We start from the raw sequence: 20490 nt of genomic DNA, 5'->3' as shown, positions 1-20490 counted from the left end.
GTAAGGGGTCGCACGAGGATTCCACGCCCTGACCGCGGTGAGAAGCAAAAACGCAAGGGACGCCTGCATTTGCGGGGCTTATCGCATCATCAGGAATGCGATGTTGCACGCAGGAATTACCGCAACTAGGGTTGCCTACGTAAATCATGCAATGAGAGGGGGAGGATTTGCACGATATGGCCGAAGCCATCGCCCTCGCCCTGGGGCTTGTCGCCCGTGGCGACGCGGACCTCTTCGAGATCGTGCTTCTCTCGCTGCGCGTCAGCCTGACCGCGACCGCCGTGGCCTGCGTCCTCGGCCTGACGCTCGGCGCCTTCCTCGCCGTCGCCCGATTCCCCGGACGGGGTGCCGCGCTCGTCGCCCTCAACGCACTGATGGGCCTGCCGCCGGTCGTGGTGGGCCTGCTCGTCTACCTGCACCTCAGCCGCTCCGGCCCGCTCGGCTTCCTCGGCCTCCTCTATACGCCCACCGCGATGATCGTGGCCCAAACGGTGCTCATCACCCCCATCGTCGCGGCCCTGTCGCGCCAGGTGATCGAGGATCTGCACCGCGAATACGCCGACCAGTTCCGCTCGCTGGGCCTGACCCGCTGGCAAAGCATGGGCGCGCTTCTGTGGGACGGCCGCTTCTCGCTCCTGACCGTCGCGATGGCGGGCTTCGGCCGCGCCGTGGCCGAGGTCGGCGCGGTGATGATCGTGGGCGGCAACATCGACCACCTGACGCGGGTGATGACGACCGCCATAGCGCTCGAGACCTCGAAGGGCGACCTGCCTCTCGCGCTGGCGCTCGGCCTCGTCCTGATGGTGATCGCACTCGGCGTGAACGCGGGCGTCCAGGCGCTGCGGCTTCCCGGGGAACGCGTGGCCCATGCGTGACCTGGCGCGAGAGGTGCGGATGACCGAGACGGGCGCCATCGTGGGGGCCGAAAACCTCAGCCTCGACATCGGGGGCGTCCGGCGGCTGGACGACGTGAGCCTGCGGTTCGAAGGCGGCGGCGTGTCGGTCGTCATGGGGCCGAACGGGGCGGGCAAGACCCTTCTCCTGCGCTGTCTCCACGGCCTTCAGGCCCCGACCTCGGGTCGCGTGACGCTGGACGGCGCGACGCTGACCGACCGCGACCGTCTGCGGCAGGCGATGGTCTTTCAGGCGCCCGTGCTGTTGCGGCGGTCCGTGGCCGCCAATGTCGACTTCGCCCTGAAGGCGCGCGGCATCCACGACGCCGACTGGCGCAACGCCTGCCTTGCTCGCGTCGGCCTTCTCGAACGCGCTGGCGACTCCGCCCGGCGTCTTTCGGGCGGCCAGCAGCAGCGCCTGGCCCTCGCCCGTGCACTTGCGACCCGTCCGCAGGTTCTCTTCCTCGACGAGCCCACCGCCAGCCTCGATCCGGCCTCCGCGCTGACCATCGAGACGGCGATCACCGAGATCGCGGGCGAGGGCGTCCGCGTCATCCTCGTCACCCACGACGTCGCCCAGGCGCGCCGCCTGGCCTCCGACGTCGCCTTCTTCGCGCGGGGTCGCCTGGTCGAGAGGTGCGACGCGACCCGGTTCTTCGACGCACCGCACAGCGGAGAGGCCGCGGCCTATCTCGCGGGGCGATATGTTCTTTGATGCAGGAAAGGGTCACAGACCAATGAAATTGATAAAGAAACTCGCCATCGCCTCGACGATCGCAATGACCGCCGGCGGCGCCTTCGCTGAATCGATCATCGTGCAGTCCACGACCTCGACGGCGAACTCCGGCCTCTACGACTACCTTCTCCCGATCTTCGAGGGCGAGACCGGCATCGAGGTCAACGTGGTTGCGGTCGGCACCGGACAGGCCATCGGCAACGCGGCCAACTGCGACGGCGACGTGCTTCTGGTCCACGCCAAGAGCGCCGAGGAGAAATTCGTCGCGGAAGGCGGCGGCGTCATGCGGACGGACCTGATGTACAACGACTTCGTCATCGTTGGCCCGACGGAAGACCCCGCCGGCGTGAATGGTACCGACGACGTGCAGGGCGCGATGGCGAAGATCGCCGAGACGGGCGCTCCCTTCGCCTCCCGTGGCGACGACTCCGGCACACACAAGGCGGAACTGGCGCTTTGGAACTCGGCAGGCGTCGACCCCAAGTCGGCCTCGGGCGACTGGTATCGCGAGACGGGCTCCGGCATGGGCGCCACGCTCAACACCGGCATCGGCATGGGCGCCTATGTCCTGACCGACCGCGCGACCTGGATCAGCTTCGAGAACAAGCAGGACTACGACATCGCGGTCGAGGGCGACACCGACCTCTTCAACCAGTACGGCGTCATCCTCGTGAACCCCGAGAAGTGTCCTTCGGTGAAGGCCGAAGAGGGGCAGGCTTTCATCGACTGGCTACTGTCAGATGAAGGGCAGGACGCCATCGCGGGCTACAGGATCAACGATCAGCAACTGTTCTTCCCGAACGCGCCCGAGTGATACCCGCGGGCGGGGGCCACCGCCCCCGCTTGCCGCGCCGCGCGGGCCGGGTAAGGTGGCCGCATGGCGGACACCCATCACCCCCACGAATTCCTGACGGTCCGGGAACTGGCCGAGCTTCTGCGGATCAAGGAGCGCAAGGTCTATGACCTCGCCTCCTCGGGGCAGGTGCCCTGCTCGCGCGCGACGGGCAAGCTCCTGTTCCCCGCCGACCAGGTGCGCGCCTGGATCGAGAGGACGAAAAGCGGCGCGACCGCGCCCGCGCGCCGCCCCGACATCTTCCTCGGCAGCCACGACCCGCTTCTGGACTGGGCGCTTCGGGAATCGCGCTCCGGCTTCGCGACGATGTTCGATTCCTCGCTCGACGGTCTCAGGCGCTTTGCGGCGGGCGAGGGCGCGGCGGCGGGCCTCCATGTCCGCGAGGCGGACGGCGGCTGGAACGTCGCCACGGCGAAGGCGTCGGTCGCCTCGCAGGACGCCGTTCTCGTCAGGTGGGTGTCGCGCACGCGCGGCCTCGTCCTTCGCCCCGACCTGAAAGACAGCGTCACCGGCCCCAACCGGCTGGAAGGGCTTCGCGTCGCGCGCCGCCAGCCCGAGGCGGGGGCCGAGGTGCTGTTTCGCCATATCCTCTCCGAGCATGGCGTCGACGAGACCAGGCTGACCGCCACCGCGCCCTGCCGCAGCGAGCAGGACGTCGTCCTCGCCGTCCAGCAGGGCGATGCCGACGTGGCCTTCGGGATGGAGGCGGTCGCACAGCCCTACGGCCTCGCCTTCGTGCCGCTGATCGAGGAGAGGTTCGACCTTCTCGTCGACCGCCGCGCCTGGTTCGAGCCGCCGATGCAGGCGCTCATGGCCTTCGCGCGGACCGACGCCTTCCGCGACCGCGCCGGCCGCCTCGCGGGCTACGGGGTGGCGGACCTGGGCCAGGTGGTGTGGAACGCCTGAACCGTCAGACGCCGCGCAGACCCAGCAACGCCCGCGCCTCGGCCACCGTGGCGACGCGCCGCCCCGCCTCCTCGACGATCCGCGCCGCGCGCTCCACAAGGGCCGCGTTCGACGGCGCGAGCGTCGTCTTGTCCATCCGCACGTTGTCCTCGAGCCCCGTCCGCAGGTGCCCGCCCGCCTCGGCCGCCCACCTGTTCAGCGTGATTTGTTCGGCCCCGATGCCGGCGGCGCACCAGGGCGCATCCTCGCCGAAGAACCGCTTCACCGTGTGGATGTAGAACTCGAATACCTCGCGATCGACCGGCATGGCGTTCTTCACCCCCATGACGAACTGGACATAGGGTCTTGCGGGCAGGCGACCGTCCGCGTGCATCCGCGCGGCCTGAAAGATGTGCGACAGATCGAACGCCTCGATCTCGGGCATGACAGCATGCGCCTTCATCTCGGAGGCAAGCCAGTCCACGAGGTCGGGCGGGTTCTCGTAGACCCGGGTCGGGAAGTTGTTCGACCCGACCGACAGCGACGCCATGTCGGGCTTGAGGGGCAGCATTCCGCCGCGCGCCTGTCCCGCGCCTGACCGCCCCCCGGTCGAGAACTGAACGATCATGCCAGGGCAACGCTTGTCCAACCCCTCCTTCAGCCGCGCGAACTTCTCGGGGTCCGACGAGGGCGTCTCGTCGTCGTTGCGGACATGCGCGTGGACGATGGTGGCGCCCGCCTCGAAGGCGGCCTGAGTGCTTTCGACCTGTTCGGCCACGGTGATCGGGACCGCGGGGTTCACGGCTTTCGTGGGCAGCGATCCGGTGATGGCGACGCAGATGATGGCGGGGGTGGTCATGGTCTCTCTCCCAATAGGCGTCTGGTGCCGGCGAAGGCACGGGGAATTGCGGCGGCGGGACCCTCGGCGGCGCAGAGGGCGGCCATGGGCACCTCGACACCAAGGGGCAAGTCGGGCGGCAGCGCGTCGAGGAAGGCGTGGAGGTCGATCTGCCCCTCTCTGGGCGGCAGGCGGGCTTCGCGCGCCGTGTGGAACAACTCGTCGGCAGAGTAGGGCGGATGGACGGGGGCGTCCGACAGATGCGCGAAGCGCAGTCTCTCGCGCGGCACCCGCCGCAGCGTCTCGAGGCTGCTCTCGGAGCGGTCGAAGTGAAGCGCATCGACAAGGAGACCAGCGCGCGGCCCCGCCTGCGTGACGAGCGCGAGCGCCGCGTCGAGGTCGCGCGGCGGCGTCCAGGGAAAGAACTCCATCGACACCCCGAGCGACCGCGTCGCGGCGCGTTCCGCGAATTCAGCCAGCCGATCCGCGAGCCGCGACAGGTCGGGATCGTAGGGCGCCACCACCACTTCGCGCGCACCAAGCGTCGCGCCCGCGTCGAGGAACGGCTCCAGCGCGTCGACGTCGGTGCCGGGCTCGATCCGCACGAACTCGATGTCGTGGACGGACAGCCCCGTGTCCGCCAGCGCTGCGCGCGTCTCGCGCATCATCGGGGTGTCGACCATCAGCGGATAGCCGGGGCTGGTGTCCGTCACCCGGATCAGCCGCAGCCCCACGGCGTCGAACCCCGCCTCGGCCGCCGCGCGGATCAGCGCCGGGGGTGCGAGGTCGATGGCGGTCAGGTGAGCGAGCGACAGGGTGCGCGTCACGGGGCGGCTCCGGCGGCGTGGCGGCCCGCGACGAACCCAAAGGTCAGCGCGGGGCCGAGGTTGATTCCCCCCGCAGGATAGTGTCCGCCCATCACGCTCGCCATGTCAGTGCCCGCCGCATAGAGGCCTGGGATGGGCGCACCCCTCTCGTCGAGGACGCGCGCCTCAGCATCGGTGACGAGGCCGGCGAAGGTGCCGAAGCTGCCCGGGACCACGCGGACGGCGTAATAGGGCGGCGTCTCGATGGGCGCGAGGCAGGGGTTCGGGCCCACCTCGGGGTCGCCCTGAAGCCGCATGTAGGGCGTGGTGCCGCGCTGGAATTCGGTGTCCTCTCCGCGCCGGGCGTCGTCGTTGAAGCGCGCGACGGTGGCGGCGAGGCCGTCTGCGTCGATGCCGCAGGACGACGCCAGCTCTCGCAGCGTTTGTCCCGTCTTCACATAGCCCGACCGGATCCACGGGCGGACGGGCAGGGGCGCCGGACGCGCGATGCCAAGGCCATAGCGCCGCAGGAACCGCCGGTCGCACACCAGCCAGGACGCGACCGCTTCGCCTTCGGGCACGGCCGCCAGCATGTCGCGGACATAGTCGTGATAGCCGAGCCCTTCGTTGCAGAACCGCCGGCCCGAGGCGAGGACGCCGATGACGCCCGGTTTGCCCCGGTCGATGATGTGGGGAAAGGTCCCGGTCGTCCCGTCGGGCCAGGTGACCTGGGACACGGGGCACCATGCGCCAGCCGCCGCGAGATGACGCGCCTGACGGCCTCCTGCACCTTCACCCAGTCGCAGACCGTCGCCCGTGGCCGTCGGTACGGCCAACGTCAGGTGACCCTCGGCACGCGGGAAGGTCGCATCGCGCCGGGCGGCGTCGTGCGGATAGCCTCCGGTGGCGAGGACGACGCCGCGCGTCGTTCGGATCGTCGTCTCGCCCGCGTCCGAGAGCAGCACCGCGCCCGTCACGCCCTCCGGTCCCGTCAGCAGTCGCACGACCGCGTGGCCAGGCCGAAGCTCGACGCCCATGTCGCGCGCCGACCGCAAAAGCCGCGCGGCCAGCGCGTTGCCGTTCCGAAGCTGCATTCCGCGCCCGTGCAGCGCCAGATCCCACAGGTGCCGTCCCAGCCGCCGCGCGACATGCAGCGCCGATCCGGGCTTCCGCGTGGCCGACAGGAAGGCGCGCAGGTCCGGCCCGGCCTGGATCGTCAGCCCCAGGAACGACGTCTCGCGCAGCGGCGGCCGCAGAAGCGCGAGGTCGGATCCGAGATCGCGCGCGTCGTAGGGTTCCGCGATGATCGACCGCCCGCCGGTGCCCGCGCCGGGGCGGTCGCCGTAGGTGTCGGGAATGCCGAGGCCGGGCTGGAACCGCAGGGCGGTGTGCCTCTCGAGGAAATCCACCATCTCGGGCGCGGCGGCGAGGAAGGCGTCGACCAGCGCCGGATCGAACGCGTTGCCGAGCACGGCCTCGAGATAGCGGCGGGGAGCGTCGCCCTCGTCGGGCACCCCGGCGCGGCGCGCCACGGGGTTGCCAGGCGCCCAGATCCAGCCGCCGGACCAGGCGGTCGTGCCTCCGAGGACCGGCGCCTTGTCGGCCAGGATCACGCGCAGGCCCCGGTGCGCCGCCACGAGCGCCGCGGCGAACCCCGCGGCACCCGACCCGGCGACGAGGAGGTCGCAGTCCACTGTCCGCTCCGCGCTTTCGGCCAACTCTGCTCCTCCCCCTGGCTGCGGGCCGCATGATCGGTGCGGGCGGCCAGTAACGTCAAATGCTCATTCTTGCCTTGGAGTAACTTGAGGTTAATGTCTGCGGAGGGAGACCGGCGATGGAAATGACGCTCAGACAGATCGAGGTGATCCGCGCCGTGATGATGACGGGCACGATCAGCGGCGCGGCCGACATGCTCCACGTCTCGGCCCCCGGCATCAGCCGCCTCGTCAAGCACACCGAGGAATCCCTCGGCATCCGCCTCTTCGAGCGCAAGGCGGGGCTCTTCGTGCCCTCCGTCGAGGCAGGCCGCGTGTTCGATCAGGTGCGCGAGGTCTACAAGGGCGTCGAGAACCTCCAGCACGCAGTCGGCGCGCTTCAGAAGGGCGAGGACGTGCGCCTCGCCTTCGCCTCCGCCCCCTCCATCGCGCAGTTCATCGCCGCGCGCGTCCTGCGCAACGTGCGCGCCCGCTATGCCGACCTTTTCATCGACCTCAACATCCTGAAGATCGAGGAGACGGTGGATTATCTCCTCCTGGAACGCGGCGAGTTCGTCATCATGTCCTCGCCGATCCAGAACGAGGCCATCGAGAACGAGGAGATCGCCGAGGGCCGCCTCGTCGTCATCCTTCCCGAAGGCCACCGACTGGCGGCGCAGACGCGCATCTCGGTGCGCGACCTCGCGGACGAACCGCTCATCGGCGTCGACCCGGCCGACCCCTACGGCGCGCTCATGGCCCGGCCCTTCGCGGAGGCGGGCATCCCGCTCCGCCATTCGATGCGGGGGCGCTTCGCCCAGACGGTCGTCAGCCTCGTTCGCCACGGGCTGGGTGTCGCCCTGATCGACGAGTTCTCGGTGGCCGAGGTCTACATGCCGGGACTCGTCAGACGGCCGCTGGAAGAGGACGTGCGCGTCGGAAGCTACGTCGTCCGCAAGAAGGGCCGCGTCCTCAGCGGCTTCGCCGAATGGACGATCCAGCAGTTCCGGCGAGAGCTGGGGCGCGCCATCGCCGAAGGCCCACGTCTCCGCTCCGCCAATTAACACGACGTTAACGATGGGCAAAACTTGATATTTGACGTTACGGCACCCGAAGCCCGATCATAGCTCCATTGTCGCGCCAGCTGTCAGGTCGGCGGCGCCATGTCTGGGAGGACATCCATGAAACGTTTCGCACTCGGCGCTGTCGCCGCAGCCATCGCCCTTTCCGCCACGGGCGCTTTCGCCGAATACCCCGAGAAGGAAATCCAGGGCATCATCCAGTGGGGCGCAGGCGGGTCGACCGACACCGTCATGCGCTCGGTCACGCCCCATGCCGAGGAAGCCCTCGGCGGCACGGTCGTCATGCAGAACATGACCGGCGGCGTGGGGGCCATCGCGCTCAACTCCGTCGCGGACGGCGAGGCCGACGGCTACACCCTGCTGATGGGCGCCGAGAACCCGCTGCTCTACAAGGTCATGGGCCTTGGCGACAAGGACTACTCGGACTTCACCGCGATCTCGATCCTGGCCCGCGGCACGCCCGTCCTCGTCGCGCGTCCCGATGCGCCCTTCGACGACTACGCTGGCATGATGGACTATATCCGCGCGAACCCGGGCGAAGTCCGCTTCGGCGCCACCGGCCCCGGCGGCCTGCCCTCGGTCATCACCGCGATGATCTCGACGGTCGAGGGCGGCCTCGACGTGATCGCCGTTCCCTACGACGGTGACGGCCCGGCGCTGACCGCGCTCCAGGGCGGCGCCATCGATGTGATGCCCGCCGTTCTCGGCGCCTCCATCGAGGGCATCCGCGCCGGCAACATGAAGCCGCTCGCGATCTTCGACGTCGAGAAGAACGCCAAGCTGCCCGACGCGCCCATCGTGACCGAGTTCAACGAAGCCTATGACACCTACCTCCCCTGGGGCCCCTTCTTCGGCGTCTTCGTCAAGAACGGCACTCCCGAGGACGTGGTCGCCAAGCTCCAGGCAGCTTATGCGGAAGGCGCGAAGAACCCGGACTTCGTCCAGTTGATGGACGACCGCGGCTTCACGATGCTGGGCCTCACCGGCGCCGAGGCCGAGGAGTTCCTCTCGACCTGGCAGCAGGGCACGACCTGGCTTCTCCAGGACGCCGGCCTGACCCAGACCTCGCCCGAGGAATTCGGGATCGCGCGCCCCGGCGAGTGACGGCCTGACCGGGCGGTCCCAAGGGGCCGCCCCTTCCTGCCGGCGCCGCCGTCCGACGTGACGCGCGGTGCCGTCCCTTTCTTCCGCATCCGCCGCCAAGGGGAGACCGGCATGGACCTCATCGACCCCGACCACCACGATGGCACGTCCGACGCCACCCCCGGAGGCGAGCCGACGCACCGCCGCCCCGGCGAGATGGTCTTCGGCCTCTTCCTTCTCGGCGCCAGCCTCGTCCTTATGTGGAGCGCCTACGGCATCTCGGGCTTCAAGGCGCTGTCCGCGCCCGGCACCGTCCCGATGGCGACGACCGCGGTCATGGTCGTGACGGCCGCACTTGTCGTGCTCCGCACCCGCCGTCTGCCGCTCGATACGACCGAGACGGTGGCGAAGGACATCCTGCCCGGCGTCGTCATCCTCGTCGCGGCCCTCCTCGTCGGCTATGGTCTGCTGCTCAGGCCGCTCGGCTTCCTGCCGACCTCGGCCCTGTTCCTCATCGTGGCGATCAAGGCGCTCTCGCGCCGGGGCTGGGGCTGGACGCTCGGCGTCTCGCTCGGCAGCCTTCTGGTCGTGTGGCTGATCTTCCGCATCGTCTTCTCGGTCCTGATGCCCGCCGGCATCGTCCCCGAGGGAGAGATCATCCAGGTCTTCCGGGACCTCGTCGGAGGAAGTGCGTGATGGAAACGCTCATGGCCTTCCTGACGGTCTTCCTGGACCCCGAGCTTCTGATCCTCGTCGCCGTCGGCACCTTCGCGGGCGTCTACGTCGGCGCCATCCCCGGCCTTTCGGTGACGATGGCCGTCTCGATCCTGATCTCCTTCACCTTCTCCTGGGAGGTCTACCCGGCCATCGCCCTGATGATCGGCATCTACATGGGCGGCGTCTACGGCGGCTCGCGTACCGCGATCCTCCTGAACATCCCCGGTGCGCCCTCGGCCATCGCCACCGCGATGGACGGCTATCCCATGGCCCAGAGGGGCGAGGCCGGAACCGCCATCGGCGTCACCACGGTGATGTCCTTCATCGGCGGCTTCATCGGCATCGCGGTTCTCGCACTCGCCGCCCCGCTCGTGTCGGACTTCGCGCTGAGGTTCCAGCCAAGGGACTACATGCTGCTCGCCGTCCTCGGCATCCTCCTCGTCGGCTCGCTCAGCCAGGGCAGCCTGGTGAAGGGCATCTTCGCGGGCGCCTTCGGCATCGCCATTGGCGCGGTCGGCCGCGACCCCCTGACCTTCGCCGAGCGCTTCACCTTCGATCTGCGCATCATGGAAAGCGGCATCTCGTTCATCGCCGTGATGATCGGCATGTTCGGCGTCTCCGAAGCGCTGCTCCAGCTTCACCACGTCGACCGGGACGCGGTGCGCCAGAAGATCACCCGCATCGTGCCGTCGCTCGCCACCGTCAGGAAGCACCTGCCGCTCTCGCTCCAGACCTCGACCATCGGCGTCGTCATCGGCGCGCTGCCCGGCACCGGCGGCGACATCGCTGCCCTGATGGCCTACGACCACGCCAAGCGCGTGACGAAGAACCCCGAGGTGCCCTTCGGCAAGGGCGCGATGGAGGGGCTGGTGGCGCCCGAGACGGCGAACAACGCCGCCGTCGGCGGAGCCTTCATCCCGATGATCACGCTCGGCATTCCCGGCGACGCGGTGACCGCCATCATGATCGGCGCGCTTTTCATACACGGGCTGAACCCGGGGCCGATGCTGATGATCGACCAGCCCGACATGTTCTGGTTCATCGTGGGCTCGCTGGTCGCAGCGAACGTCTTCATGCTGATCTTCGGCCTCACCGGCATCAGGCTCTTCACCAAAATCGTCGAGATGCCGCGCTCGGTCCTGATTCCGCTCATCATGCTTCTGTCCATCGTCGGGGCCTACGCGGTGAACAACTCGATCACCGACGTCTACTGGATGCTGGGCTTCGGGATTTTCGGCTATTTCATGCGCCACTACGGCTACCCGCTGGGGCCAGTGATCCTGGGCGTGATCCTGTCGCGTCTCCTCGACGACAACTGGCGTCGCGCTATCATTTCAGAACGCGAGGACCTGGGCCGGTTCTTCTACGGTGTGGTCACCAGTCCGCTGTCGCTGGTATTGTTCGTTTCGGTGATCCTCATCTTCCTGTCGCAGACGCCGCTCTGGGCCCGCGGCAAGACGCGGATCTTCGGACACCGTGAAGGGAGTACCCCGCAATGACCCGAGATCCCGACCTGAGGCTCGGCCTGATCGGGGACAACATCGCCCGGTCGCGCGCGCCCGTCCTGCACCGCCTCGCGGGCGAGCAGACCGGCCTGAGCGTCCGCTACGACCGGCTGGTGCCCAAGGATCTGGACGAGGACTTCGACGAGGTCTTCGACCGCTGCGCGAGCCGGGGCTATCGCGGCATCAACGTGACCTACCCCTACAAGGAACGGGCCGCCCGAAAGGTGGCGATCCCCGACCCGCTTGTCCGCGCCATCGGGGCGATAAACACGGTGCTGTTCGACAAGAGCGGGCCGCGGGGTTTCAACACCGACTATTCGGGCTTCATCGCCGCCTATCGGGGCGTCCGGGGCGATACCGCGCCCGGCGTGGCCTGCCTGATCGGCACCGGCGGCGTGGGCCGCGCTCTGGCCTTCGGCCTGGTCGCCCTGGGCGCGACGGAGATCCGCCTCGTGGACCGCGACGCGGCCAAGGCCGAGGCGCTGGCGGCCGACCTGCGCGCCGCCGGGACGGAGGCGAAGATCGTCACCGCCTCCGACGCCCTCACTGCCGCGCAGGGCGCGGATGGCCTTCTCAACGGCACGCCCGTGGGCATGGTCGGCTATGACGGCACGCCGCTCCCGTCGCACGCCATGACCGGCGCTGCCTGGGCCTTCGATGCGGTCTATACCCCCCGGGACACGCAGTTCCTGAAAGACGCCGACGCGGAGGGGCTGACGGTCATCTCGGGCTACGAGCTGTTCTTCTTTCAGGGCGTCGACGCCTGGGCGCACTTCGCAGGCCGACCGCTGGACCAAGAGCGCCTGAGGACCGACCTCGCCCAAGCCGAGGAGATCGCATGAAGACCTCGATCGCCACCGTCTCGATCTCGGGCACGCTGCGAGAAAAGCTCGAGGCTATCGCGAAGGCCGGGTTCGACGGCATCGAGATCTTCGAGCAGGACTTCGTCGCCGACAGCGGCACCCCGCGCGAGATCGGCGCGATGATCCGCGACCACGGACTCGACATCACCCTGTTCCAGCCCTTCCGCGACTTCGAGGGGCTGACCGGCGACCTGCGCGCCCGCGCCTTCGACCGGGCGAAGCACAAGTTCGACACCATGACCGAGCTTGGCACCGACCTGATCCTGATCTGCTCCTCCACCCATCCGCAGGCCCTCGGCGGCGTCGACCGCATGGCCGACGACTTTGCCGAGCTGGGCGAGATCGCGAAGGGCAGGGGCCTGCGCATCGGATACGAGGCGCTGGCCTGGGGGCGTCACGTCAACGACCACCGCGACGCCTGGGAGGTGGTGCGCCGGGCCGACCATCCGAACGTGGGCCTCATCCTCGACAGCTTCCACACCCTCGGGCGCGGCATCGACCCCGAGACGATCCGGCGCATCCCCGGCGACCGCATCTTCTTCGTCCAGCTCGCCGACGCGCCCCTGATCCAGATGGACCTGCTCTACTGGTCGCGCCACTTCCGCAACATGCCGGGCGAGGGCGACCTCGACGTCACCGCCTTCATGCGCGCCGTCGCGGCCACGGGCTACGACGGTCCCGTCAGCCTCGAGATCTTCAACGACCAGTTCCGCGGCGGCCGCCCCGAGGGGCTGGCCCGCGACGGCTACCGCTCGCTCGTGGCGCTCATGGACGACGTGCGCCGGACCGAGCCGGACGTGGCGATGGAGCTGCCCGACCTGCCTCCCCGCGTCGGCGTCGGCGGCGTCGCCTTCATCGAATTCGCCACCCGCGGCGACGAGGCCAAGGCGCTGGCCGCCCTTCTCCGCAGCATGGGCTTCACGCATGTCGGCCGCCACGTCGCGAAGGACCTCGATCTCTGGCAGCAGGGCGACATCCGCATCGTCCTGAACTTCGAGACGACGGGCTTCGCCAGCGCCGCCTACGTCAACCACGGCACCACGATCTGCGACCTGGGCCTGACCGTCGACAGCGCTGCCGATACCGTCGCCCGCGCCGTGGCCCTCGCCGCCTCGCCCTTCCGCCAGCCTGTCGGCCCGGGCGAGCTCGACATCCCCGCGATCCGCGGCGTCGGCGGCAGCGTCCTGCACTTCATCGACGAGGCAAGCGGCCTTTCGGACGTGTGGTCCGTCGAATTCACGGGCGGTGACGGACCCGCCCCCTCGGGCGCGGGTCTCACGCGCGTCGACCACGTCGCCGAGACGATGAACTACGACGAGATGCTGAGCTGGGCCTTGTTCTACACCGCGATCTTCGACATGGACCGTGCGCCCATGGTCGACGTGATCGACCCCGACGGCCTCGTCCGCAGCCAGGCGATCCGCACCCCCGACGCCAGCCTCCGCATCACGCTGAACGGAGCCGAGACGCACCGGACCCTTGCGGGCGCCTTCCTCGCCGAAAGCTTCGGCGGGGCCGTCCAGCACGTCGCCTTCGCCACCGACGACATCCTCGCCGCCGCCCGCGCAATGGCGGAGGCGGGCTTCGAGCCTCTGCCGATGACCGGCAACTACTACGAGGATCTCGCCGCCCGCTTCCCGCTGCCACCCGAACGGATCGAAGAGCTGAAGGCGCTCAACATCCTCTACGACGAGGACGCGGACGGCGCCTTCTTCCAGTTCTACAGCCGCCCCTTCGCGGGGGGCCTCTTCTTCGAGGTGGTGCAGAGAACCGGCAGCTACGACGGCTACGGCGCGCCGAACGCCCCCTTCCGCATCGCCGCTCAGAAGCGGCTGGGGCGGGGCAGGGGAATGCCGAAGCACTGACCTCAGGCGGGTTCGCGCACCTCGACCATCTCGCGCAGCACATCGGCCGCGATCTCGAACGAGCGGATCCGCGCGGCGTGATCGTGGATCATGCCCGTCACCATCAGCTCGTCCGGCTGGAACGCCTCGACCAGATCGCCGAGCTGACGCCGCACCGTCTCTCTCGACCCCGTCGCCGAGCAGGCCAACGCCCCCGCGACCTGCGCCTTGACCTCCTCCGGCAATGCCTCGACGGCGGCCAGATCGGGCGGCGGCAGCTTGCCGGGCTGGCCCGACCGCAGCCGCGCGAAGGAGAGGATCTGCGACGACCGCAGACGTTCGGCCTCGGCATCCGTGACAGCCGCGCAGACGCCCGCCGCCATCATGAACCACGGCCGGTCAAGCCACTTCGACGGGCGGAACATGCCGCGATAGGTCTCGGCCGCCTGTTCGAGATAGCCCGGCGCGAAATGCGACGCGAAGGCATAGGGCAGCCCCAGATGCGCCGCGAGCTGCGCGCCATAAAGGCTCGAGCCGAGGATCCAGATCGGGACATGCGTGCCCGTTCCCGGAAACGCCTGCACTTTTGCGCCTGCGTCGGCATCGCCCAGGTATCCCAGAAGCTCGATCACATCCTGCGGAAAGCTGTCCTCCTGCACCATGTGCCGCCTGAGCGCCCGCGCCGTCGCCATGTCCGTGCCAGGAGCGCGACCAAGGCCCAGGTCGATCCGCCCCGGATAAAGCGTCTCGAGCGTGCCGAACTGCTCGGCCACGACGAGAGGCGCGTGGTTCGGCAGCATGATCCCGCCCGCCCCGACGCGGATCGTCTTCGTTGCACCCGCGACATGACCGATCACCACGGCGGTGGCCGCACTCGCGATGCCCGGCATGTTGTGATGCTCGGCCAGCCAGTAGCGGCGATAGCCCGCACGCTCGGCGGCGCGCGCCAGCTCGACGGTGTTGGCGAGGGCCTCTGCCGCCGTATGTCCCTCGGGCACCGGCGACAGGTCGAGAAGCGAATAATGCTGCATCTGGAATCTCCGTTCCCCCCAGACCTAGGGGCGGTGGCGCGCTCCGCCAAGGGCAACCCTGTCCATGCCCGCGCTTGACCCCGGATGCCCCATCCAATACTTACCCCGAAGCGACGCGGGCGTTGTGTAATGGTAAGACCTCAGCCTTCCAACCAGATGTTGGGCCTTTCCAGATCGTTCCAGATCATTCTAACTCATTATTTTTGTTGACATTGAACTTTCCGATCGTGTCCCATCGGTTCGTACGATTTGCTATAGAAACCGACAAAAAGCCGACAAAATGCCCAAGCTCACCGAGACCTTCGCGAGCAAGCTCTCGCAGGCCGATAAAGGTACGCAGAAGTACTGGGACAATGAGATCAAGGGTTTTGTCCTCTTTGTGGGGAAGCGATCGAAGACATGGTACTTCCAGCGGGATGTCGGCGGACGCACGCAGCGTGTCCTGATTGGACGCTATCCGATGATTTCTGCCGCGACCGCGAGACAGACAGCCCTTGGCTTCGCCCTTGAATGGGGCAGGGGGGCCGGCAAGGCGATCCAAGTGGGCGCGCCCACTCTCGAAAGTGCGATGGATGTCTATCTGGCTCGGACCAAACTGCGGTCTGAGGCACATCGCAGCGGTGTTCGCCAGCAGTTCGCGCTGCACCTGAAGGAATGGCTTAGCCTGCCGCTCGACGAGATCACAAAGCGAATGGTCGTAGCCAAACATCAATCGATGGCTAATAGGCCTTCTGCAGCCAACCACACGCTCAAATACTTTCGTACGGTCTGGAACCACGCTCGTCGCACCTCGGAGCTTCCAGAATGCCCAACTCTGGCCATTGAGTGGTTCGAGGAGCGACCGGAGGGTACGATCATAGAGGATTTGGTCCTTTGGCGCCGGACGATCGAAGCGCTGCCGAACCCTATCCACGTCACCTTCTACGAGTTTCTTTTGTTCACTGGGCTCAGGAAAGCCGAAGCTCTGAAACTCGAGTGGAAACACGTCCACGAAGGCCGCCTTCACCTGCCTATAACCAAGAACGGACGAAGCTTTGATCTTCCAATCCTGCAAGTTCATCACGATATCCTCGCCCCTGTCCGCGGACTCCACCGCCGGTGGGTGTTTCCGGCCGCGAGAGGCCCGGAGGGCCGTCTGACGGGACCCAAACGTCTCAATTGGAGTCCTCATAGCCACCGCAGAACATTCGCGACCGTGGCCATGGAGGCTGGCGTCCTGGAGGAAGTCGTGGGTCGCCTCCTCAATCACACTCCGCTCTCGATCACCGGTCAAAGATACGTTCGACCTTCTCTCGATGCTTTGAGGCCGGCGATGAAGACAACCTGTAGCGAACTTGGCCGACGCAGCAACAGACCTGGAACCTGAACTCTATGGATAAAGTTGCTCAACGAGAGTTGTGCGAATTCGCAACGCGTATTGTCGACGGAATGGTCGATAGCCATCTCGTCAAGCATGGTCCAGAATGGATCCGTGCTTGGTATCAGCTCCGATTAAGCTGGTCCGAAACTGAGCCTGAATACGTTCTTCTCTCGCCGTGGCATCTTCGGGATTTCGCAAGACGCGCACAGACAGAACCAGACGTCTTTGACCTATGTTTGTTCGCCTCTGGCACGCGACTTCGAGCAGGAGTGCATGTACCTAAACCGCTTGGCCAAGTTGTTGCTTCATATCTGGAAAACCCAAGAACGCGTCCAAGAAGGAATCCCGGTCCAGGCCGAGATAGAAATTGGTCTCGCAACTTCATCATTTTCGCTCTTCTTGAGGAATTGATGCAGCAGCATGACGACCTGCCTGTGGGCAAAAATCGAGACCGATGGGGTATACGCGGTAAGAAGACGCACCTAGCTGACATAGCTTCAAAGGGAATAAAGGAATCTCGTCTGCGGAATGTGGAGGCAACTGAGATACAGCGTGTCTGGGAAAACACGGCGCTGCGAGCCGAGTATCGCGAGGTGATGAAACTGTTCTACCTGTCTTTGCTAGAGGATGAGCAGGTCAGAGTATAACGTCTCTTAAGATAGCGGCTTAACTTTGAGGACGGAAGCGTCTGCATTCGTGGAATATTGTCGAAAGACCTTGAACATCCACGAGGACCTGAGAATGCAGACGATCAAAGCTGGAAGTCCATCGCCCGAGTTGGTGGATGAGAATGTCCTGCCCGAGAACATGAAGCCGAGTGAAGCTTCGCGGTACACCTGTATCCCGCAGTCCACGCTTGCAAAACTTAGAATGAGCGCGAACCGCGGTCGAGGTCCACGCTTCGTTAAACTATCCGGCACAGTCATATATCGCCGCTCAGATCTCGATGCATGGATTGAGAAGAACGTCGTCGAGGCGACGACGTAGCTTTCAGTCGGATTTCGAGCACAGCGATTGCATGCGCGGCACAGCATTGTCGGCACTGCAAGCGCGAGCAACTGCCCGTCTCTCCAAGTAGGACTCTCCTGGATGCGAGAAGAGCCCATGTTTCCCGCCAGACAGATCCGCTTCGCGCTCGGAGATGCGACGAATCTGGGGAAAGCCAAGAACCTGTCGGAACCCCTTCAGCATTTTATGAAGCGGTTCGAGACACCTGTTCCGACCTCCGAAAAATTCCACGATTACCTGACGTTCCATGACCGGAAGCAAGCGTTCCTGAAGGGCGTAGGCGGCTGGTTCATGCCCGCGCAGACCGAGACCGGCACCCGCAACAAGCGCGGCATCCAGCCGCGCGATCTTGTCACCATGGACGTCGACTACGCGACCCCCGAGTTTCAAGAGAACCTGCTGGCCGGAAAGTTTGTGCCCGGCATTTGCCTCTTCGCCCACAGCAGCCGTCGCCACACGCCCGAGAAGCCCCGGCTCCGGGTCATGGTCATCGCCGATTCACCGATCCCGCCCGAGCAATACCCTGCCGTCTGTCGCATCCTCTCGCAGATCGTCGATCCAAACATGGAGCACATCGACAAGGTCTCCGCCCGGGTCGCCCAGATGATGTACATGCCGACCGTCTCATCGAACATGATCGAGCACTACGTCTTCTACCAGCAGCCGGGTAAGCTGTTGGACTGGAAAGGGATGGTCGCGGACTGGGAGACCATCAACGGCACCGCCGGAGACCTCTCGAACCTGCCACGCTACAAGGGCGAGCAAGAGCTGCGCGAGTCAGCCGAGAAGGCGGAAGACCCTCTCCTGAAAGACAGCCCCATCGGCACCTTCTGCCGGGCCTACTCGATCACCGAGCTTGTCGAGGGCAAGAAGGGCGAGCCGGGCATCCTCGCGGACTACTACGAGGTCGTCGACTACCACGAAGGTATGGCAACAAGGCTGACCTATATCAAGGGCACCACAACCAGCGGCGCCGTGGTCTACGACGACAAGTTCGTCTACTCGCACCATGGCTCTGATCCGGCTCAAGACCAGCTGATGAACGCCTACGATCTGGTCCGGTGCCATCTCTTCAACTCGGCCGACGACGAAGACGACACTCCGATGAAGGACCGGGAATCGGTCAAGGCCATGAACAAGTGGGCCGGGAGCCAGCCGGGCTATAACCTCCAGTCCGTCGAGGATCGCTACGACCTCAACACCATGTTCGAGGATGACGACGACCAGAGCTGGGTGCAGCAGGCGACCACGGATGAGATCGCGGCCGAGCTGCTGGGCGAGGGCTATGCCCGGGTGATGGCGGCAGAGGCCAAGGCCAAGCGGGACTTCGTCTCGGACCTGCTGGGCTCCCCTGTCGAGGACACGGCCGAAGAGTTGCCAAGATACCAGCGTCAGCAGGCGGGAAAGCCGCCGGAGAACTGGGTCGCCACCGAGCTGGAACTGGGCCAAGACGGGTCGATAAAATCCACCCTCCACAACATCGCGACCATCATCACGAATGACCCGCGATTCTTCCGCAAGATCGCCTACAACGAGTTCGCCCAGAACGTCGTCCTTTTGGCGAGCATCAAGACCAAGAGCAAGACCATCCCGCCAGTTGTCTGCTCGGACACCGAGCGCGGGATGCTCTGGGTGGACTTCTATAACCTGAGCATCCGCGCCGTGATCGAAGCGCCGAACGGCCCCGGAAAGGCGGGCTACGGGTTCAAATCATCCGACCGCGACCTCGTCGGTGGCGTGGCACTGGCCGCTCGAAACAATGCCTTTCACCCGATCAAGGAAAAGATCAGCCGATGGCGCTCGGCGGGCTGGGACGGGGTCGACCGAATCGGGACCTTCCTGCACCGCTTCGTCGGCTGCGAGCAGACAGAATACACGGCCATGGCCTTCCGGATGATGCTGATCGCCAGCATCGCCCGGATCGAGACCCCCGGGTGCAAGTTCGACTACGCCCTGATCTTCGAGGGCAAGCAGGGCATCGGGAAGTCGACGCTCATCAAGGTCATCTATGGCTCGGACTACTTCGGCGAGATCGACTGCGATCTGAGCAACAGGCGCGAGGTCGCCGAGCAGACCTCCGGCAAGTGGGCCTTGGAGCTGCCCGAGCTGTCCTCTCTCCACAAAGCCGACCACAACGCCGCGAAGCAGTTCATGCGACGGCAGGATGACGACGTCCGGGAAGCCTATGGCCGGGAGCTGACGCGCTTCCCCCGGCAGAACGTCATCTGGGGCACGACCAACGACTCCAAGTACCTCCGTGACCCCACGGGCAACCGCTCGTACTGGCCAGTCAGATGCGAGGTCAACAGCATCGACCTGCGCGGTGTGCTCGCCGAGCGCGATCAGCTCTGGGCGCAGGCCGTCCACGAGTACGACCAGATGCGACGCCAGTACAACGGCGATCTGCCCCTCACCCTGACCGGAGAGGCCCTGCGCGAGGCCAAGAGGCTTCAGGAGCGCGCCCGACAGAAAGAGATGTGGGAGAACTGGTCGGAAGCAGTCCTCGACTGGGCGACGCAGCCTGTCACCCTCGCGACGATCTTCCACGAGCAGGAGCGCGACACCGCCGAACTCATCGACCTTCCGGGCGGCCTCTCGGAGGACACGCTGGTCCAGCGTGTCGCCTTCGCTCAGGAACACGCTTTTGAAGCGGCGCTCGGTCTCCGTAAAAGTCCTTTGACGAACAACATCATGGACTCGGCATGGGAGAAGGTTGTCTCGCACCTTGTCGAGCAAGGTTTCATCCACGGCGACACCAGACCCTACGTCGGCGGAAAGAGACGTCGCTGGGTAATTTTTCCTGCCGTGACCAAGGAAGACCTGAAACGCGGCTTTACCTCTACGGGCGAGGCGGAGCCCACCCGGAATGATATGACCCCGAACCCAGAGGACCTGTTGTGAGCGCCTACGAGGCAGCCGGGAAGTCCGACGACTGGTTCACCCCGGCCCACCTCTTCGACGCCCTCGGGGAAGAGTTCGATCTGGATGTGGCCGCTGACCAGTTCAGCCCTCTTCATGGGCCTTGCGACTGTCGGATTTACCGAGACAGCCTGGAGACAGCCTAGAGACAGGCTGGCACGGCTTCATCTGGATGAACCCGCCGTTCGGGCACCAGAAGACCAAGGTCGCGTGGCTGACGAAGTTCTTCGAGCACGGCAATGGGATCGCCTCGTGCCGACAGGACCTCGGCCCTGTGGTGACAGGAGTTCGCGCCCCGGGCCGACCTGATCTGCTTCGTCTCGCCAAAGATTAAGATCGAGCGCCCGGACGGCTCGCCCGGCGAGAGCCCCGG

At 66.3% G+C, this 20490-nt stretch carries 17 protein-coding genes; 13 read left to right on the top strand and 4 right to left on the bottom strand.

Going from position 1 to position 20490, the window contains the following annotated elements:
- Window positions 1–167 precede the first annotated feature (167 nt).
- The 4 genes from EF888_RS13090 to EF888_RS13075 all read left to right on the top strand — a co-directional run bounded on the left by EF888_RS13090 (window position 168) and on the right by EF888_RS13075 (window position 3388).
- The gene (locus EF888_RS13090; protein ID WP_109758169.1) at window positions 168–875 is read left to right on the top strand and encodes an ABC transporter permease; all 708 of its coding nucleotides are present in this window, start codon (window positions 168–170) and stop codon (window positions 873–875) included.
- Window positions 868–1608 (top strand): ABC transporter ATP-binding protein, encoded by a 741-nt coding sequence (locus tag EF888_RS13085; protein WP_109758170.1) that lies wholly within the window; start codon window positions 868–870, stop codon window positions 1606–1608. The genes EF888_RS13090 and EF888_RS13085 overlap by 8 nt, the downstream gene beginning before the upstream one ends.
- 22 nt (window positions 1609–1630) lie before the next feature.
- Window positions 1631–2443: an ABC transporter substrate-binding protein gene (locus EF888_RS13080; protein ID WP_109758171.1), complete on the top strand. Its 813-nt coding sequence runs from the start codon at window positions 1631–1633 to the stop codon at window positions 2441–2443.
- A gap of 63 nt (window positions 2444–2506) precedes the next feature.
- A complete protein-coding gene (locus tag EF888_RS13075; protein WP_109758172.1) occupies window positions 2507–3388 on the top strand; it encodes a helix-turn-helix transcriptional regulator in 882 nt (293 codons plus the stop codon).
- A 4-nt stretch (window positions 3389–3392) separates the two neighbouring features.
- Here the strand turns inward: EF888_RS13075 and EF888_RS13070 are convergent, their stop codons facing one another.
- The 3 genes from EF888_RS13070 to EF888_RS13060 are packed head-to-tail and all read right to left on the bottom strand — an operon-like array spanning window position 3393 to window position 6729.
- Window positions 3393–4226 (bottom strand): 3-oxoadipate:acetyl-CoA acetyltransferase, encoded by an 834-nt coding sequence (locus tag EF888_RS13070; RefSeq protein ID WP_109758173.1) that lies wholly within the window; start codon window positions 4224–4226, stop codon window positions 3393–3395.
- A complete protein-coding gene (locus EF888_RS13065; protein ID WP_109758174.1) occupies window positions 4223–5032 on the bottom strand; it encodes a sugar phosphate isomerase/epimerase family protein in 810 nt (269 codons plus the stop codon). Before EF888_RS13065 ends, EF888_RS13070 begins: the two co-directional genes overlap by 4 nt.
- Window positions 5029–6729, bottom strand: coding sequence for an FAD-dependent oxidoreductase (locus EF888_RS13060; RefSeq protein ID WP_109758175.1), 1701 nt, complete (start codon window positions 6727–6729; stop codon window positions 5029–5031). The genes EF888_RS13065 and EF888_RS13060 overlap by 4 nt, the downstream gene beginning before the upstream one ends.
- Window positions 6730–6845: 116 nt before the next feature.
- Between EF888_RS13060 and EF888_RS13055 the strand changes: the two genes are divergently transcribed.
- The 6 genes from EF888_RS13055 (at window position 6846) to EF888_RS13030 (ending at window position 13820) form a co-directional block, all read left to right on the top strand.
- Complete coding sequence (locus tag EF888_RS13055) at window positions 6846–7769, top strand: LysR family transcriptional regulator (RefSeq protein WP_109758176.1); 924 nt, start codon at window positions 6846–6848, stop codon at window positions 7767–7769.
- A gap of 117 nt (window positions 7770–7886) precedes the next feature.
- Window positions 7887–8891: a tripartite tricarboxylate transporter substrate binding protein gene (locus tag EF888_RS13050; RefSeq protein ID WP_109758177.1), complete on the top strand. Its 1005-nt coding sequence runs from the start codon at window positions 7887–7889 to the stop codon at window positions 8889–8891.
- Window positions 8892–9002: 111 nt separating this feature from the next.
- Window positions 9003–9566 (top strand): tripartite tricarboxylate transporter TctB family protein, encoded by a 564-nt coding sequence (locus EF888_RS13045; RefSeq protein WP_109758178.1) that lies wholly within the window; start codon window positions 9003–9005, stop codon window positions 9564–9566.
- Window positions 9566–11086, top strand: a complete 1521-nt coding sequence (locus EF888_RS13040) for a tripartite tricarboxylate transporter permease (protein ID WP_109758179.1) — start codon at window positions 9566–9568, stop codon at window positions 11084–11086. Before EF888_RS13045 ends, EF888_RS13040 begins: the two co-directional genes overlap by 1 nt.
- Window positions 11083–11934 carry a shikimate dehydrogenase family protein gene (locus tag EF888_RS13035; RefSeq protein ID WP_109758180.1) on the top strand — a complete coding sequence of 284 codons (852 nt, stop codon included), beginning with the start codon at window positions 11083–11085 and terminating at the stop codon, window positions 11932–11934. Before EF888_RS13040 ends, EF888_RS13035 begins: the two co-directional genes overlap by 4 nt.
- Window positions 11931–13820: a bifunctional sugar phosphate isomerase/epimerase/4-hydroxyphenylpyruvate dioxygenase family protein gene (locus EF888_RS13030; protein ID WP_109758181.1), complete on the top strand. Its 1890-nt coding sequence runs from the start codon at window positions 11931–11933 to the stop codon at window positions 13818–13820. The genes EF888_RS13035 and EF888_RS13030 overlap by 4 nt, the downstream gene beginning before the upstream one ends.
- 2 nt (window positions 13821–13822) lie before the next feature.
- Here the strand turns inward: EF888_RS13030 and EF888_RS13025 are convergent, their stop codons facing one another.
- Window positions 13823–14830 (bottom strand): LLM class flavin-dependent oxidoreductase, encoded by a 1008-nt coding sequence (locus tag EF888_RS13025; RefSeq protein WP_109758182.1) that lies wholly within the window; start codon window positions 14828–14830, stop codon window positions 13823–13825.
- 280 nt (window positions 14831–15110) lie between these two features.
- Between EF888_RS13025 and EF888_RS13020 the strand changes: the two genes are divergently transcribed.
- The 3 genes from EF888_RS13020 (at window position 15111) to EF888_RS13010 (ending at window position 20099) form a co-directional block, all read left to right on the top strand.
- Entirely contained in the window at window positions 15111–16196 is a 1086-nt protein-coding gene (locus EF888_RS13020) for a tyrosine-type recombinase/integrase (RefSeq protein ID WP_109758183.1), read from the top strand.
- A 735-nt stretch (window positions 16197–16931) separates the two neighbouring features.
- On the top strand, window positions 16932–17177 hold the full coding sequence (locus EF888_RS13015; RefSeq protein ID WP_206508305.1) for a helix-turn-helix transcriptional regulator: 246 nt from the start codon (window positions 16932–16934) through the stop codon (window positions 17175–17177).
- Between the two features lie 117 nt (window positions 17178–17294).
- A complete protein-coding gene (locus EF888_RS13010; RefSeq protein ID WP_164721689.1) occupies window positions 17295–20099 on the top strand; it encodes a virulence-associated E family protein in 2805 nt (934 codons plus the stop codon).
- The last annotated feature ends 391 nt before the right edge of the window (window positions 20100–20490 follow it).

The organism is Silicimonas algicola, assembly GCF_003970735.1.
GTDB lineage: Bacteria > Pseudomonadota > Alphaproteobacteria > Rhodobacterales > Rhodobacteraceae > Silicimonas > Silicimonas algicola.
The sequence above is the reverse complement of the archived record's forward strand: the minus strand, read 5'-3'. Positions and strand labels throughout refer to the sequence as shown.

Coding starts and splice junctions, on each gene's coding strand:
- EF888_RS13055 (WP_109758176.1), top strand. CDS start 6,846: ATGGAAATGACGCTCAGACAGATCGAGGTGATCCGCGCCGTGATGATG.
- EF888_RS13080 (WP_109758171.1), top strand. CDS start 1,631: ATGAAATTGATAAAGAAACTCGCCATCGCCTCGACGATCGCAATGACC.
- EF888_RS13050 (WP_109758177.1), top strand. CDS start 7,887: ATGAAACGTTTCGCACTCGGCGCTGTCGCCGCAGCCATCGCCCTTTCC.
- EF888_RS13045 (WP_109758178.1), top strand. CDS start 9,003: ATGGACCTCATCGACCCCGACCACCACGATGGCACGTCCGACGCCACC.
- EF888_RS13070 (WP_109758173.1), bottom strand. CDS start 4,226: ATGACCACCCCCGCCATCATCTGCGTCGCCATCACCGGATCGCTGCCC.
- EF888_RS13035 (WP_109758180.1), top strand. CDS start 11,083: ATGACCCGAGATCCCGACCTGAGGCTCGGCCTGATCGGGGACAACATC.
- EF888_RS13015 (WP_206508305.1), top strand. CDS start 16,932: ATGCAGACGATCAAAGCTGGAAGTCCATCGCCCGAGTTGGTGGATGAG.
- EF888_RS13020 (WP_109758183.1), top strand. CDS start 15,111: ATGCCCAAGCTCACCGAGACCTTCGCGAGCAAGCTCTCGCAGGCCGAT.
- EF888_RS13030 (WP_109758181.1), top strand. CDS start 11,931: ATGAAGACCTCGATCGCCACCGTCTCGATCTCGGGCACGCTGCGAGAA.
- EF888_RS13010 (WP_164721689.1), top strand. CDS start 17,295: ATGTTTCCCGCCAGACAGATCCGCTTCGCGCTCGGAGATGCGACGAAT.
- EF888_RS13040 (WP_109758179.1), top strand. CDS start 9,566: ATGGAAACGCTCATGGCCTTCCTGACGGTCTTCCTGGACCCCGAGCTT.
- EF888_RS13075 (WP_109758172.1), top strand. CDS start 2,507: ATGGCGGACACCCATCACCCCCACGAATTCCTGACGGTCCGGGAACTG.
- EF888_RS13025 (WP_109758182.1), bottom strand. CDS start 14,830: ATGCAGCATTATTCGCTTCTCGACCTGTCGCCGGTGCCCGAGGGACAT.
- EF888_RS13085 (WP_109758170.1), top strand. CDS start 868: ATGCGTGACCTGGCGCGAGAGGTGCGGATGACCGAGACGGGCGCCATC.